Source organism: Actinomadura rubrobrunea NBRC 15275 (assembly GCF_001552235.1).
GTDB classification, from domain to species: domain Bacteria; phylum Actinomycetota; class Actinomycetes; order Streptosporangiales; family Streptosporangiaceae; genus Spirillospora; species Spirillospora viridilutea.
Genome location: NZ_BCQU01000001.1, coordinates 59,428 through 73,219 on the forward strand (window position 1 = coordinate 59,428; position 13,792 = coordinate 73,219).

The 13,792-nt window shown below is 72.9% G+C and carries 14 protein-coding genes; 10 read left to right on the plus strand and 4 right to left on the minus strand.

Annotated elements, in window-relative coordinates; translation table 11 throughout:
- Positions 1–205: 205 nt before the first annotated feature.
- Together AR3_RS00225 and AR3_RS00230 are read right to left on the minus strand one after the other, a co-directional pair.
- Positions 206–760 carry a C40 family peptidase gene (locus AR3_RS00225; protein ID WP_227023189.1) on the minus strand — a complete coding sequence of 185 codons (555 nt, stop codon included), beginning with the start codon at positions 758–760 and terminating at the stop codon, positions 206–208.
- Between the two features lie 1,036 nt (positions 761–1,796).
- Positions 1,797–2,093: a YiaA/YiaB family inner membrane protein gene (locus tag AR3_RS00230; protein WP_067906669.1), complete on the minus strand. Its 297-nt coding sequence runs from the start codon at positions 2,091–2,093 to the stop codon at positions 1,797–1,799.
- 270 nt (positions 2,094–2,363) lie between these two features.
- Here AR3_RS00230 and AR3_RS00235 point away from each other — a divergent pair, with 270 nt between their 5' ends.
- The 9 genes from AR3_RS00235 to arfB all read left to right on the plus strand — a co-directional run bounded on the left by AR3_RS00235 (position 2,364) and on the right by arfB (position 10,761).
- Positions 2,364–2,981, plus strand: a complete 618-nt coding sequence (locus AR3_RS00235) for a nucleotidyltransferase (protein WP_067906872.1) — start codon at positions 2,364–2,366, stop codon at positions 2,979–2,981.
- Positions 2,978–3,223 (plus strand): BON domain-containing protein, encoded by a 246-nt coding sequence (locus tag AR3_RS00240; protein ID WP_067906671.1) that lies wholly within the window; start codon positions 2,978–2,980, stop codon positions 3,221–3,223. The genes AR3_RS00235 and AR3_RS00240 overlap by 4 nt, the downstream gene beginning before the upstream one ends.
- On the plus strand, positions 3,220–3,984 hold the full coding sequence (locus AR3_RS00245) for a metallophosphoesterase family protein (protein ID WP_067906674.1): 765 nt from the start codon (positions 3,220–3,222) through the stop codon (positions 3,982–3,984). The genes AR3_RS00240 and AR3_RS00245 overlap by 4 nt, the downstream gene beginning before the upstream one ends.
- A 256-nt stretch (positions 3,985–4,240) precedes the next feature.
- On the plus strand, positions 4,241–5,014 hold the full coding sequence (locus AR3_RS00250; RefSeq protein ID WP_067906676.1) for an SDR family NAD(P)-dependent oxidoreductase: 774 nt from the start codon (positions 4,241–4,243) through the stop codon (positions 5,012–5,014).
- Positions 5,015–5,021: 7 nt separating this feature from the next.
- Entirely contained in the window at positions 5,022–5,831 is an 810-nt protein-coding gene (locus AR3_RS00255; RefSeq protein WP_067906678.1) for a crotonase/enoyl-CoA hydratase family protein, read from the plus strand.
- 171 nt (positions 5,832–6,002) lie between these two features.
- Positions 6,003–6,746 carry a response regulator transcription factor gene (locus tag AR3_RS00260; RefSeq protein WP_067906680.1) on the plus strand — a complete coding sequence of 248 codons (744 nt, stop codon included), beginning with the start codon at positions 6,003–6,005 and terminating at the stop codon, positions 6,744–6,746.
- A 395-nt stretch (positions 6,747–7,141) separates the two neighbouring features.
- Positions 7,142–8,680 (plus strand): sensor histidine kinase, encoded by a 1,539-nt coding sequence (locus tag AR3_RS00265; RefSeq protein WP_281179218.1) that lies wholly within the window; start codon positions 7,142–7,144, stop codon positions 8,678–8,680.
- 315 nt (positions 8,681–8,995) lie between these two features.
- Positions 8,996–10,096, plus strand: coding sequence for a S1C family serine protease (locus AR3_RS32510; protein ID WP_169803767.1), 1,101 nt, complete (start codon positions 8,996–8,998; stop codon positions 10,094–10,096).
- 239 nt (positions 10,097–10,335) lie between these two features.
- Positions 10,336–10,761 (plus strand): alternative ribosome rescue aminoacyl-tRNA hydrolase ArfB, encoded by a 426-nt coding sequence (arfB, locus tag AR3_RS00275; protein WP_067906684.1) that lies wholly within the window; start codon positions 10,336–10,338, stop codon positions 10,759–10,761.
- 93 nt (positions 10,762–10,854) lie between these two features.
- Here arfB and def read toward each other — a convergent pair whose 3' ends face one another.
- Both def and AR3_RS00285 read right to left on the minus strand, forming a co-directional pair.
- A complete protein-coding gene (gene def, locus AR3_RS00280) occupies positions 10,855–11,418 on the minus strand; it encodes a peptide deformylase (protein WP_067906686.1) in 564 nt (187 codons plus the stop codon).
- Between the two features lie 121 nt (positions 11,419–11,539).
- Positions 11,540–12,712, minus strand: a complete 1,173-nt coding sequence (locus AR3_RS00285) for a DivIVA domain-containing protein (RefSeq protein WP_083950775.1) — start codon at positions 12,710–12,712, stop codon at positions 11,540–11,542.
- A gap of 291 nt (positions 12,713–13,003) precedes the next feature.
- Here AR3_RS00285 and AR3_RS00290 point away from each other — a divergent pair, with 291 nt between their 5' ends.
- Entirely contained in the window at positions 13,004–13,537 is a 534-nt protein-coding gene (locus AR3_RS00290) for a gamma carbonic anhydrase family protein (RefSeq protein WP_067906688.1), read from the plus strand.
- The last annotated feature ends 255 nt before the right edge of the window (positions 13,538–13,792 follow it).

Genomic DNA, 13,792 nt, shown 5'->3' on the forward strand with positions numbered 1-13,792 from the left:
GCTTGTGTTCGCCTCGGGGTTCAGCGGGCCCGAGGCCGTCTCAGGACCGCGTCGCCCGCGTCCCGCGGGTCCTGACACCCGACACCCCGGCGCCCGCGCCGGGGTCGGTGCTCGTGGTGCGTCCGCGCCGACCGCGCCATGGCACCGCCCTTGACGGGCGGGTGACGGGAGGAGGCGGCGGGACGCGGGGACGCGGCCGCCGGAATCAGTAGCCGGGGCGGACGGCGCCGCTGAAGTGGCGCTTGTAGTAGCCGTTCAGCTTGATCTTCTTGACCCGCTTGCCGGAGCCGGGCGCGTGGATCATGTAGCCGTGGCCCACGTAGATGCCCATGTGGCTCTTGCCTGAGTAGAAGAACAGCAGGTCTCCCTTGACGGCTCCCTTCCAGGAGACCTTGTGCTTGACCGCCCGGTAGATCTGCTGGGTGGTGCGCGGGAGCTTCACACCCGCGCCCTTGCGCCAGGCGCCGCCGGCCAGACCCGAGCAGTCCCAGTACTTGGGACCGGTGCCGCCGTAGCGGTACGGGTCGCCGATCTGCTTGTAGGCGTACTTGACGGCGGCGGCCGCGCGCTTGCGCTGCTTGGCCTTGCGGGCGCTGGAGATCTTCGCGCTCGTCAGGGCCGCCGTCTCGGGGGCGATCGTGATGGCCTGCGTGCCGTGCTGCTGCGTCGGCGTCCTCGGCTGGGCCTGCGCTTCAGGGGCGCGCACCGATCCGGCCGCGACGAGCGCGGCTCCCACCGCGGCGGTCGCGCTGAGCGCCACGCCGCCGGTGAGGGCGGTGCGGAGGCCGGCCTTGGACTCGTTGGTTCGGGGGGTATACAGAACTGCTCCTGACCTCGGTGGTGGCGCCTACCGGGGCAGCCCGCGCATGCGGCGTCGCCGCTGATGCGTCGTGGGATGCCGGGGCCCGGCCCGGTCGCGCCCTGGAGGGGCGCGGCGGCGGCCGTGAGGCCCGCACCGGCTCCGTGCGTCCCGTCCACACGGATTCGGCTCGACGGCGGTCTGCTCGGCGCCGGGCGGCCGGTGTCGACCGGCTCGCGTTCCCGGTACCTCCGGGACAGGGGGCGGCGCCCGCCGCGCGTCGTGAGTGTTCTGTTATCGGCGCGGCGCCGGTGCCGCGCGTTGGAACCGGCATGAAGGTAGCCACGGCTCGGGATATCCGGCAAATCTCGAGTCCTGTCCGGAAGGTTCGGCGCAGGTCCGATCGCAGTCGCGTGGAGCCGTTCTGCCTGCATGAATACGGCGCAGTATTAGCAAATTGTGATCTGAATCACAATTGATCCGGATAGGGAAATCTGCCTTCCGCGTCGGGCGTCTCGAGGGCGTCGCGTGCCGCCGTGGGGTGTCGTGCGGAGGTCCCCCTCGTCTGTCACGTAGCGTAGCGGGTGGGTGAGGTTCGATGGCGCGCTGCGGGCATCTCGTCCCAGCTCCGGGGTGATGCCATTCGCAATGCAATTTGCGTCCTTTACTCTGTGTGATGTCCGTGCGGCTTTGGCGACAGGCAATTGTCCACTCTGTGATAAACCCCACAATGGGACGCTGGAGTTGATCTTTGTGGGGCCGTGCGGCCGTACGGGAGGGCGTGCGAGGTCGTGTCGGGGCGTGCGTGGAGCGGTCCAGTCTGTCGCGCACGGTGACCGTGCGAACACGTTCGCGGCGCCCGCCGGGCGACGGGCGCCGCTTAATTCGCGCTATTCGTCGGTCATCTCGACGGTCGTCGGAGTCATTGGCGGACGCGTGCGATGACCTCTTCCGGCCAATCATGGTTGCGTTACCCGGAGCGTTATTCGGGTGCCATTCAGCTCCACGAGGCCGCCGACGAGTCGACGTACGGGGCGTTCGGCGGCAGCACCTGCTGCCCGGCCGCGTCCCGGCGCGCCGCCGCGTTCGCCTCCTGGCGGTCGCGCACGCACTTGGCGAGCGTGAACGTCGAGGTCGTGACGTAGAGCATGCCGAGCGCCAGGAACGCGCGGACCCACGCCGGCGCCGGCAGGTAGACGATCCCCAGCCCCACCGCGGTGATCGACACCGCGAACGAGATGATCGCCTGGACGAAGAATGCGGTCGTTCCCCTGATCTGCAGCCACGTGTTCATGGGACCCACTGTGGCGTCCGGCGGGGCGCCGCGCCTGAGTACGAATACGGAGGCGATCTACTCAAGTCGCGGACGCCGCCGCACGCGGCACTGATCCTCGCCCGCGATGAGCTCCGCGTCCTGACCGCGGACGACGCCCGTCCCGGCACGGCATGGGACGACCGGGTGCGGGCACTCATGACCGGGACGTAGCGGGCATGACCCGCGAAAGTTCGGGTACCGCGACCTGCACCCGACCCAGGGGACGCTCAGGGGATACGTGTGGAGGACATGCAGGCCAAGGCCGGGCGTCTCGACGCCGACGCGGCCGGACGGCCGGACAAAGCGGAAAGGTCCGGTCCGCAGAGCCTGCTGCGGACGCTCAAGCGCGCGGCCGCCGCGCTCCAGGAGGCGGACGTCGAGTTCGCCCTGGCGGGCGGGTTCGCCGCCTATGTGCACGGCGCCGCGGTCCCGACCCACGACGTCGACTTCGTCGTGCGGGAGCGCGACGTGGACACCGCCGCCGAGGCGCTGGTCAAGGCGGGCATGCGGCGCCGCGACAGCCCGGAGAACTGGCTGGTCAAGGTGTACGACGAGGACCGGCTCATCGACCTGATCTATCTTCCGTCCGGCCGTCCGGTGGACGACGCGCTGCTGGGCCGCGCCGAGGAGCGGACGCTGGCGGCGGTGCGCATGCCGGTGCTGCCCGCCACCGACCTGGTGGTCATGCGGCTGCTGGCGTTCTCCGGGACCTCCTGCGACTTCTCCGACTACCTGCACGTGTGCCGCGCCCTGCGCGAACAGGTGGACTGGCGGCGCGTGGCCGAAGAGACCGCCGAATCCCCGTACGCGTACGCGTTCCTGGTGCTGCTGTCCAGGCTCGGCGTGATCGAAGGGGAGTTCCGATGACCGACGTTCCCGGCTACCTGGCCGCGCACATCCAGGAACGGCTGGCCGCCGTGGCCCACGAGCTGGGCATCCGCGTGGACGTCCACGGCGACGTGGTGTACCTGCGCGGCGAGGTGGTCACCGAGGAGCGCCGCCGCGCCGTCGAGGACGCCGCCCGCGGCGCCGCCGAGGGGCACCGCATCCGCAACGAGGTGTCCGTGGTGTCGGCGCGTGAGCCGGAGGGGGAGGAGACGCTTTCATGATCCGTGTCGCCGCGGTGGGCGACCTGCACATGGGGCCGGAGGTCGCCGGAGCCTACCGCGGGCGGCTGTCGGGGTTGCCCGACCAGGCCGACGTGCTGCTGGTCGCCGGCGACCTGACCCGGCACGGCACCGTCGAGGAGGGGCGGGCCGCCGCGGACGAGCTGCGCGGCGCCGGGGTGCCGGTGATCGCCGTGCTGGGCAACCACGACTACCACTCCGACGCCGACCAGGAGATCGCCGCCGTGCTGCGGGACGCGGGAATCACCGTCCTGGAGGGCGAGGGCGCCGTCGTGGACTGCGGCGGGGTCCGGCTCGGCGTGGCGGGCGGCAAGGGCTTCGGCGGCGGCTTCCCCGGGCGCTGCGCCAGCGACTTCGGCGAGCCGGAGATGAAGGCGTTCGTCCGGCACGCCAAGGACGTCGCCGACCGGATCGGCACCGCCCTGCTCGACCTGGACTGCGACGTGCGGGTGGCGCTGACGCACTACTCGCCGTGCGAGGAGACCCTCGCCGGGGAGCCGCCGGAGATCTACCCGTTCCTCGGCAGCTACCTGCTGGCGGAGGCGATCGACTGCGCCGCCGTCGACCTGGCCGTGCACGGCCACGCGCACCTGGGGACGGAGAAGGGCGTCACGCCCGGCGGGGTGCGCGTCCGCAACGTGGCGCTCCCGGTCATTCAGCACGCCTACGCGGTGTACTGCCTGGACGGTGAGCGCGCCGAGGCCGGCTGCCCGTCGTCCGCCGAGCGCGTGACCGCGGGCTGATCGACCGCTCCCCGGGGCCGCGTCACCGTAAGGCGGGCCAACGTGCAGGTCGCGCGCGGGTAGGGCCGGAACTGTGCGGGTAGTGCGGTCATCGATGCCCCTCCCCGGTCGCCGCTCCGGCGCAACCCGGGCGTACGGTGCGCTATCAGGTGCGCGGGACGCGCGCCCGGCGGGACGGGCCGACCATGACCCGTCCCGTGACGCTTCGCTAACATCGGCCCGAACCAGATTCGGTCCCTGACGTAAGGTGCTGCTTATGGACCTGAACGGAGTTTCCGCAGTCGTCTCCGGCGGTGCGAGCGGCCTCGGCGCGGCCACCGCCCGGGAACTGGCCGCCAACGGGGTGAAGGTGGTCATCGCCGACCTCCAGGAGGACAAGGGCAAGCCGCTGGCCGAGGAGCTCGGCGCCATCTTCGTCAAGACCGACGTGACCGACGAGGCCCAGGTGCAGGCCGCGGTGCAGGCCGCCGTCGACAGCGGCGCTCCGCTGCGCGTCATCGTCAACAGCGCCGGGATCGGCTGGGCCGCCCGCACCGTGGCCCGCGACGGCAGCCCGCACGACCTGGGCGCCTTCGAGACCGTCATCCGGGTCAACCTGATCGGCACCTTCAACCTCATGCGCCTCGGCGCCGCCGCCATCGCCAAGACCGACCCGGTGGACGAGGACGGCCAGCGCGGCGTCGTCATCAACACCGCGTCCATCGCGGCGCTGGAGGGGCAGACCGGCCAGGTCGCCTACTCGGCGTCCAAGGGCGGCATCGTCGGCATGACCCTGCCCGCCGCCCGCGACCTGTCGGCGATCGGCGTGCGGGTCAACACGATCTGCCCCGGCATCATCGACACCCCGATCTACGGGACGGGCGAGGCCGCCGAGGCGTTCAAGGCCAAGCTGTACGCCCCGGTGCCCTTCCCCAAGCGGATGGGGCGGCCCGCCGAGTTCGCCCACCTCGTCAAGGCGCTGATCGAGAACGACTACATGAACGGCGAGGTCATCCGCTTCGACGGCGCCATCCGCTTCCAGCCGAAGTGAGGAACCCATGAGCCAGGCCGCATCCCCCGAAGGGGGACAGAATCCCGCGTCCCCCGACGACGTGCTGCTCACCGAGGAGGACGGCGCCGTCCTCACCATCACCATCAACCGCCCGAAGGCCAAGAACGCGATCAACGGCGCGGTCGCCCGGGGCATCGCCGCCGCGATCGAGGAGCTGGACTCGCGCAAGGACCTGTCGGTCGGCATCCTCACCGGCGCGGGCGGCACGTTCAGCGCCGGCATGGACCTCAAGGGCTTCCTCGCCGGCGACAACCCGATCGTGGAGGGCCGCGGGTTCGCCGGGATCGTGGAACGCCCGGCGGCCAAGCCGCTGATCGCCGCGATCGAGGGCTACGCGCTGGCCGGCGGCTGCGAGGTCGCCCTGGCCTGCGACATGATCGTGGCCTCCCGCGACGCCGTGTTCGGGCTGCCCGAGCCGTCGCGCGGGCTGGTGGCGGCGGGCGGCGGGCTGCTGCGGCTGCCGCGCCGCATCCCGTACCACATCGCCATGGAGATCGCGCTCACCGCCGACAAGTACCCCGCCGAGCGCATGGCCGAGCTGGGGTTCGTCAACCGGCTGGTCGAGCCCGGGCAGGCCCTGGCCGCCGCCAAGGAGCTGGCGCGCAAGGTCGCCGAGAACGCCCCGCTGGCGCTGGCCGCCACCAAGAAGATCATCGTCGAGTCGGCCGACTGGTCGCAGGAGGAGGCCTGGCGCAGGCAGGGCGAGATCGTCATGCCGGTCTTCGCCTCCAAGGACGCCCAGGAGGGCCCGGCCGCCTTCGCCGAGAAGCGCAAGCCGGTCTGGAAGGGCGAGTGACCCGGCTCCGATAGCCCTCGGGACGCAGCCCTCGGGACGCCCGGACGGCGCCGCGCCTCCGGGCGTCCCGCGCGTTTCCGCCGCGATCCTCGGTGAACGGTCAGCGCGCGTTCAGGTTGCCTTCAGCTTGGCTTGTCACCCTCTGCCATGATGGACGAGGGGGACGTGGCAGTGGCTGAGCGTACGCCGAACACCGCCGCGGGCGGCGGCCGGGCGCCCGAGGCGCGGCTGCTCGTGGTCGAGGACGAGCCGAACATCCTGGAGCTGCTGGCGGGCAGCCTCCGCTTCACCGGCTTCGAAGTGATCACCGCCACCAACGGCGCCGACGCCGTCCAGGCGGCCCAGCGGCACCGTCCCGACCTGATCGTGCTCGACGTGATGCTGCCGGACTTCGACGGGTTCGACGTCGTCCGGCGGCTGCGCTCGGGCGGCGCCCGCACCCCGGTGCTGTTCCTGACCGCGCGGGACGCCGTCCAGGACCGGATCAAGGGCCTGACCATCGGCGGCGACGACTACGTCACCAAGCCGTTCAGCCTGGAGGAGGTCATCGCGCGGATCCGCGCGGTGCTGCGCCGCGTCCGCGACGGCGTGCCGCAGCCGACGCCGCGCATGGTGTTCGCCGACATCGAGCTGGACGAGGACAGCCACGAGGTGTGGCGCGGCGGCAAGCCCGTCCAGCTGTCCCCGACCGAGTTCAAGCTGCTGCGCTACTTCATGGCGAACGCGGGCCGCGTGCTGTCGAAGGCCCAGATCCTCGACCACGTGTGGAACTACGACTTCCGCGGGGACGCGGGCATCGTCGAGTCCTACGTCTCGGCGTTGCGCCGCAAGGTCGACAACGTCGAACCGCGGCTCATCCACACCCTCCGCGGTGTGGGCTACGTCTTGCGCATGCCCCCCAACGCCGAGGGCTGATCGGCATGTCCGCCTCCGCCCCGCCGCCGGTCCCCCGCCGCACCCCGGCGGACGACCATGCCCGAAACGGCGACGACCCCGCGCCACAACCCGGCAGGCCGCAGCATGCCGACGGCTCGGCCGAGTCCAGCGGCGGTGGCTCGGCGGGTGAAGCACGTCCCTGCAAGGCGCCCAGAGCTGAGGCCGGTGGCCGGCAGCCGGGGGATACGTCGCGGCGTGGCGGCGAGGCGTCGGGCGGCAACGGGGCTGCGCCTGGCGAGTCCGTGGGATCGGGCGGCGTGGCGTCGGGTGCGTCCGCCGGCGAGGCTCGGCAGGGTGGGGGCGGGGCCACGCGGCCCGACGGAATCGCCCAGGTCGGAGGGGCCCTTCCCGGTGGCGCGGGGTATTACGAGCCCGTGCGGACGGCACCCGGCGGGTACGGCGAAGCGGGTCCGGGGTGGGCGGCGAGGCTCGGCGACCGGCTGCGCCGGCTGGCGGCGCGGACGTCGCTGCGCGTCAAGCTCGTCGCCGGGATGCTGGTGCTCGTCACCCTGGGGCTGACGGTGATGAGCGTCGCGTCGGTGTGGGTGCTGCGCGAATACCTGATCGGCCGGGCGGACGTGCAGCTGAACGCGGCGGTGGAGCAGGCGATCGGCCAGGTCGTCCCGCAGCTGCGGCGGCCCGCCGCCGACATCGGCATCCGGGTGCCCAGCGAGATGTACGCGCAGGTGCGCAGCGCCGACGGGGAGATCCTGGACGAGGAGACCGCGTTCGGCGAGCGCGGCACGCCCCGGCTTCCGGCGAACCTGGACGGTCGGATGAACAGGCCGTTCACCGTGCGGGGCTACGGCGGGTCGGGCGCGAGCTGGCGCGTGCTGGCCGAACCGCTGCCCGGCGGGTCGATCCTGGTCGTCGGGCTGAGCCAGGACGAGCTGGAACGCACCGTCGGACGGCTCATCGCCATCGACGCGACCATCGGCGTGCTGGTCGTGGGCGTGCTGACGGGCGTGGGCGTGTGGGTGGTGCGCGCCAGCATGCGGCCGCTCGCGGCGATCGAGCAGACGGCCGGGGCGATCGCCGCCGGAGACCTGTCGCGGCGGGTGGCCGACGCCGATCCGGGCACCGAGGTGGGACGGCTCGGCAGCGCGCTCAACACGATGCTCGCGCAGATCGAGGCGGCGTTCCGGGCGCGCGCGGAGTCCGAGGCGGCCGCGCGCAGGTCGGAGGAGCTGGCGCGGCGCTCGGAGGAGCGGATGCGGCGGTTCGTCGCCGACGCCGGCCACGAGCTGCGCACACCGCTGACGGCGATCCGCGGGTTCGCCGAGTTCTACCGGCAGGGGGCGGTCCGCTCGCCGGAGGAAGTGGACCGGTTGATCGGCCGCATCGAGGACACCGCGTCCCGCATGGGCCTGCTCGTGGAGGACCTGCTGCTGCTCGCACGGCTGGACCGGCAGCGTCCCCTCGAGCGCCGTCCCGTGGACCTGCTGGCCGTCGCCGCCGACTCCGTGCAGGAGACCCGGATGGTCGCCCCCGACCGCCAGATCGAGCTGTCGGTCAGCGGGGAGGTGGCGTTCCAGGTGAGCGGGGACGAGGCGCGACTGCGCCAGGTCCTCGGCAACCTGCTCACGAACGCCGTCACGCACACGCCGCCCGGAACGCCGGTGGAGGTGCGGCTGCGTCCCGGCGCGCTGCGCGGCGCCCCGGCGGCGGTGCTCGAGGTCGCGGACGAGGGACCCGGCCTCACCCGGGAGCAGGCCGAAAGGGTCTTCGAGCGCTTCTACCGGGTCGACCCGGCCCGAGGCACGCAGACGCGCAGCAACAGGCACGCCGGCACCGGCCTCGGCCTGGCGATCGTGGCGGCGCTGGTGGGCGCGCACGACGGGACGGTCGAGGTGGACTCCGAGCCGGGCCAGGGCGCGGTGTTCAGGGTGCTGCTCCCGCTCGCCCAGGATTAGCCGTTCCGCGCGGGCGCTGGGCGAAATTCAAGCGACTATTCAGGGTGCGTTCAGGTTCGTGGGATTTCATGGCGGCCACAGGGCGCCCTCCGGACGGCTGCGGCCGCTGACGGGGGTGTGCGCCCTGGCCAAACGCCGCCGTGACCGGGAATCACGCGCGCCCGCCCGCCCGCTCGGATTTCCGGTCACGGTCATTCTTAATTGGTCGCCATCGCGGGCCGAGAGGCGTTTTCAGGTGACTTTCAGGCAGGGGTCAGCGACATTCCAGGGCGGTGACGCATCCTCAATGACAAGTGGAGCGACAGGGGGGATGACATGAGCGCCGACCAGCCGAACCCCGCCCCGCACGGGGAGTGGGGACAGGGGCAGCCGACCCCGCAACCGCAGCCCGGTCCCGAGGCGACCGACCCGCGTGGGCAGACGAGCGCGCGGCAAGGCGCGCCGGCGGGACAGCGGCTCGGCCCGCAGGCCGGTGCACGGCCGCAGGACGGACCGCACCCGCAGTGGCAGGTGCCGCACTGGACCCCGCACGGGACGGCCATGCCCCCGGCGCCGCAGCCGGCGTCGGCGGCGGGCCGTGCCTGGTGGACGGCGCGTCGCCGGCTCGCGGCGCTCGCGGCGGCGGCCGCGCTGGCAGTGGGCGCGGGCGCCACCGGGGCGGTGACCGCGCTGGCGCTGTCCGGTGAGGACACGGTGTACGCCAGTCCCACCGCGGTGTCCGGGACGTCCACCGGAAGCGGGACGACGACCGCGCAGGTGGCCGCGGCCGTGCAGCCGAGCGTGGTGTCCATCCGGGCGCAGACGGACATGGGGCAGAGCACCGGAGGGTCCGGGGTCATCCTGCGTTCCGACGGTGTCATCCTCACCAACGCGCACGTCGTCGAGGACGCCGCCGCGCTGAGAGTGAAGTTCAGCGACGGCAGGACCGCCGCCGCCCGCGTGATGGGCGCCGACTCCGACCGCGACATCGCGCTGGTCAAGGCGGAGGGGGTGTCCGGGCTCAAGCCCGCGACGCTCGGCGACAGCGACGCGCTGGCCGTCGGGGACCCGGTGCTGGCCGTGGGCAGCCCGCTCGGCCTGGACGGTTCGGTGACGTCCGGGATCGTCAGCGCCCTCGGCCGCACGATCCAGGAGGACGACGCGCCGGACGGGCCGCAGGGCCTGCCGCCGTACCTGCGCCGCCAGCTGTCCCGGCAGCAGAGCACGGTCATCGAGAACGCGATCCAGACCGACGCGGCCATCAACCCCGGCAACTCGGGCGGCGCGCTGGTCAACGCGGCCGGGCAGGTGGTGGGCGTCAACACCGCGATCGCCACGTCCGGCGGCGGCTCCGGCAACATCGGCGTCGGATTCGCCATCCCGATCAACGACGCCAAGAAGATCGCCGACCGGATCCTGGCGAACGTCGGCGTGTGACCGCCGCGGCGGAGGTCGGCGGGTGCCGGACCGCCGCGCCGCCCCGGTGTCGTCTAGGGGGTTCGACCCGGGTGCGGTGCGGCATAGGGCAGCGGCCGCGTGTTCCGGGTGGGGGCTGGAATCACGCGGCCGCTGCGCCTGTCTCCGGGGCGGGGCGTCGTCGATCGGGCGCCGGGCCTGTGTGGGGCAGGGCGAAATTGAGACGACACGTCCTGGGACGAGTGGGGATAATCGGGCGCATGCCCGAGCAGATCCGCGTCCGCGGCTCGTTCTCCGTGCCGGAGACCGAGCTGAGCTGGCGCTTCTCCCGCGCCTCCGGGCCGGGCGGGCAGCATGTCAACACCAGTGCCACCGCCGTGGAGCTGTCGTTCGACGTGGCTGGGTCGCCGTCCATCCCCGAACCGCTGCGGCGGCGGGCGCTGGAGCGGCTGGCCGGGCGCCTCGTCCGCGGCGTGCTCACCATCCGCGCCGAGGAGCACCGGTCGCAGTGGCGCAACCGGGAGGCCGCCAAGACGCGCCTGGCCGCCATCCTCGCCGAGGCCACCGCGCCCCCGCCCAAGAAGCGCATCCCCAAGAAGGTGCCGCGCGCCATCAACGAGCGCCGTCTGGAGAACAAGCGCCGCCGTTCGCAGATCAAGCGGGAACGCTCGGCCCGCTGGTACTAGCCGCGGCCGACCCGGGAGGCGCGATGGAGATCGCGTCCTGCGGGCTCCTGCGGGACGTGACGCGGCGCCGGACGCAAGAGTGACGCGGGAGAGTTACGCGGGCGCGGAGCGGATGGCGCGCAGGGCCTCGCGGCGGGCCTCGCCGGACAACGTGTCGATGTACACCTCGCCCCGCAGGTGGCCGCATTCATGCTGCAGGCAGCGAGCGAAGTAGCCGGTGCCCTCCACGCGCACCGGCCTGCCCTTGACGTCGACGCCCTCCACCACGGCGTGGCTGAAGCGGGGAGTGTCGAACCGCAGGCCGGGGAGCGACAGACAGCCCTCGGACTCCACCAGCGTCTCGCCGTCGGCGACCACGAGCACCGGGTTGATCACGTGTCCGACGTGCCGGCGGTCGCGGTCGTCGAGGCAGTCGTAGACGAAGATCTGCTGGGCCACCCCGATCTGGTTGGCCGCCAGACCGGCGCCGTCCGCCTGGTACATCGTGGCGAACATGTCGTCGACGAGACGGCGCAGCGCGGCGTCGAACGTCCGGACCGGGTCGCACTCGGTCCGCAGCACCGGGTCGCCGAGCCGCCTGATCGGCCGGACGGTGCCCCGCCCGTCGCCTCCGCGGCCGCCGCGCCGCGCGTCAGGGATGTCCGCCGCCTTGCCCATGCGGCGATCCTACAAAGCGCGACGGCGCCCCGCCGAGCAGCGGAGCGCCGTTGCGACTGTGCGACGCGCCTGGTGCGGAGGCCGTGTTCCGGTGCGTCCCGGACCCTCTCGGCGGGGCGGATCAACCCTGGTCGAGCGGGCCCCGCCCTGTCTGCGGCGGCACCTGGCCCGGGCCGGGCGCGGGCGCGGGGCCGCCGGGCCGCGCGGCGGAGTCGTCCGCCCGGGTGGGGGAGTGCGGCGGCGGGGCGGCCTTGGCCTGCGGCGGCACCGGCGCGTCCACGACCGTGGGGTCGGGGTCGGTCTTCTTCAGCGGCGGCGCGGCGGGCGCTGGGGACGAAGGAGCCGACGGGGACGACGGGGCCGAAGCGGACGGCGCCGAGGACGGCGCCGACGACGGGGCCGGCGACGGGGCCGGCGACGGGGCCGGCGACGGGGCGGCGTGCTTGGCGGTGCCGGTGCTCGTGCCGCCGGCGGACGGCGCGGCGTGCTTGGGGGCGGGCTTGGCGGCGGGGGCCGACGCCGGGGCCTTGGCGGCGGGCGCCTTGGCCTGGGAGGACGCGGCGGCCGGGGCGGGCTGCTTGCGCTGCGGCGTGACCGGCTTGACCGCGTCGTCGACCATCTTCTCCAGCGGCCCGGCCTCGTTCTCGGCCGTCAGCAGGCGGTTGAGCGTCTCGCTGATCTCGGTGAGCCGCTGCAGCGCCTGGGTGTGGTTCTTGGTGAGCTGGTTGAGCCGCGCGGTGGCGCCCTCGTTGATCACGCTGGCGCGGCGTTCGGCGGCGGTCAGCGTCCGCTCGGCCTCCAGCCGGGCGCTGGTGACCGTCTGCTCGGCCTCGGACTTGGCGGCCGACAGGATGCTGTCGGCCTCCTTCTTGGCCGCCCCCAGGACCTGCTCGGCCTTCTCCTGCGCCTGGGTCACGTCGCGGTCGGCGCGGGCGCGGGCGTCGTCGATGATCCGCCGGGCCTCGTTCTCGGCGTCCTTGCGGATCTCGGCGCCCTTGGCCTCGGCCTGGGCGACCTTGTCCTTGGCCTCGTCCTCGGCCAGGTTGATGATCTGGCGGAGCCGGTCGGACAGGTCGTCGCCGGTGGGCTTGCGCGACTCGCGCAGCTCGGCCATCTCGCGCCGGGTGCGCTCGACGTCGTCCAGGGCGCGGGCCAGCCGCGCCTCCAGCTCCTGGATCTTCTGCTGGCTGCGCGCGATGTACTCGTCGACCTGGCGGCGGTTGTAGCCGCGCATGACGATCTCGAAGTTCTCCTCGCGGAGGAGGTTCGGCAGGATTTCCGCTTCGTTGCTCATGGTGCCTTGGGGGGTCGTCGCCGGGGTGTCACCCCGTCGGGTTCGGGGACTGCACGGGCTGCTTCGTCCTCACGCGTCGTGAGGGGCGGGGCGCGACGTCGCTATGGGTAGGGAACGTCAGGTTCGACTCTTGTCCGCTCCACCCCATTCGCGCAACCGAAACGCCTAGTCTCGCTGCGGTTTCTTGCCCCGCGCCGCATCGGCGCGCCGACGGCTTCCATGGAATTCTCCCGCTTTGTCCGAGGTGCCGCGTCACCGGTCCCGGGACGGGAGGGGCCTACCATCGGCGGCATGAGCGAGGCCAAGAGGTATGTCGGGACGTTGGGCGAGGACGCGCCGCGCATTCACCCGGAGGCGTGGGTGGCGCCCGGCGCGGTGGTCGTGGGCAAGGTGACGCTCGGGCGGCGGTCGAGCGTGTGGTACGGCTCGGTGCTGCGCGGCGACGACGAGGAGATCGTGGTCGGCGACGAGTGCAACATCCAGGACCTCAGCTGCCTGCACGCCGACCCCGGCATGCCGGCCGTGCTGGAGGACCGGGTCAGCCTCGGGCACAAGGCGATGGTGCACGGCGCCCACGTGGAGACCGGCTCCCTCATCGGCATCGGGGCGATCGTGCTGAACGGCGCCCGGATCGGCGCGGGCACCCTGGTCGCGGCCGGGGCGCTGGTCCCGCCGGGCAAGAAGATCCCGTCCGGGGTGCTGGTGGCGGGGGTGCCGGGCAAGGTCGTCCGGGAGCTCACGGACGACGACAGGCTCGTCCTGCAGTACACGCCCGACACGTACATGGAGAAGGCCCGCAGGCACAGCACCGCCACGTGGGAGTGAGCGGCCCTACTCCTTTTTCTCTGCGCTGCCCCTGTTTCCGCGCTGTCGGTCCCGCCGGGTTCGGTTTCGTACGCTGAGGCGGCTCTGGCCTGCCGTTTCGGTACTCGACGGCATTCGTCGGGCGGTGGCGGCGCCCCCATGCTGACTACGATGACGGCGTGGTGTGGGGACCGGGCTATGGCAGTGCTCCGCCGCCCAGCCCCCCGAGGGGGGACGATCCGTTCACGGCGGCCGAGCGCGACACGAGGGCGATGG

What these genes read in the sequence shown, in the direction of transcription:
- AR3_RS00230 (WP_067906669.1), bottom strand. Translation starts at nt 2,093, where the DNA reads ATGAACACGTGGCTGCAGATCAGGGGAACGACCGCATTCTTCGTCCAG.
- AR3_RS00235 (WP_067906872.1), top strand. Translation starts at nt 2,364, where the DNA reads ATGCAGGCCAAGGCCGGGCGTCTCGACGCCGACGCGGCCGGACGGCCG.
- AR3_RS00240 (WP_067906671.1), top strand. Translation starts at nt 2,978, where the DNA reads ATGACCGACGTTCCCGGCTACCTGGCCGCGCACATCCAGGAACGGCTG.
- AR3_RS00245 (WP_067906674.1), top strand. Translation starts at nt 3,220, where the DNA reads ATGATCCGTGTCGCCGCGGTGGGCGACCTGCACATGGGGCCGGAGGTC.
- AR3_RS00250 (WP_067906676.1), top strand. Translation starts at nt 4,241, where the DNA reads ATGGACCTGAACGGAGTTTCCGCAGTCGTCTCCGGCGGTGCGAGCGGC.
- AR3_RS00255 (WP_067906678.1), top strand. Translation starts at nt 5,022, where the DNA reads ATGAGCCAGGCCGCATCCCCCGAAGGGGGACAGAATCCCGCGTCCCCC.
- AR3_RS32510 (WP_169803767.1), top strand. Translation starts at nt 8,996, where the DNA reads ATGAGCGCCGACCAGCCGAACCCCGCCCCGCACGGGGAGTGGGGACAG.
- arfB (WP_067906684.1), top strand. Translation starts at nt 10,336, where the DNA reads ATGCCCGAGCAGATCCGCGTCCGCGGCTCGTTCTCCGTGCCGGAGACC.
- def (WP_067906686.1), bottom strand. Translation starts at nt 11,418, where the DNA reads ATGGGCAAGGCGGCGGACATCCCTGACGCGCGGCGCGGCGGCCGCGGA.
- AR3_RS00285 (WP_083950775.1), bottom strand. Translation starts at nt 12,712, where the DNA reads ATGAGCAACGAAGCGGAAATCCTGCCGAACCTCCTCCGCGAGGAGAAC.
- AR3_RS00290 (WP_067906688.1), top strand. Translation starts at nt 13,004, where the DNA reads ATGAGCGAGGCCAAGAGGTATGTCGGGACGTTGGGCGAGGACGCGCCG.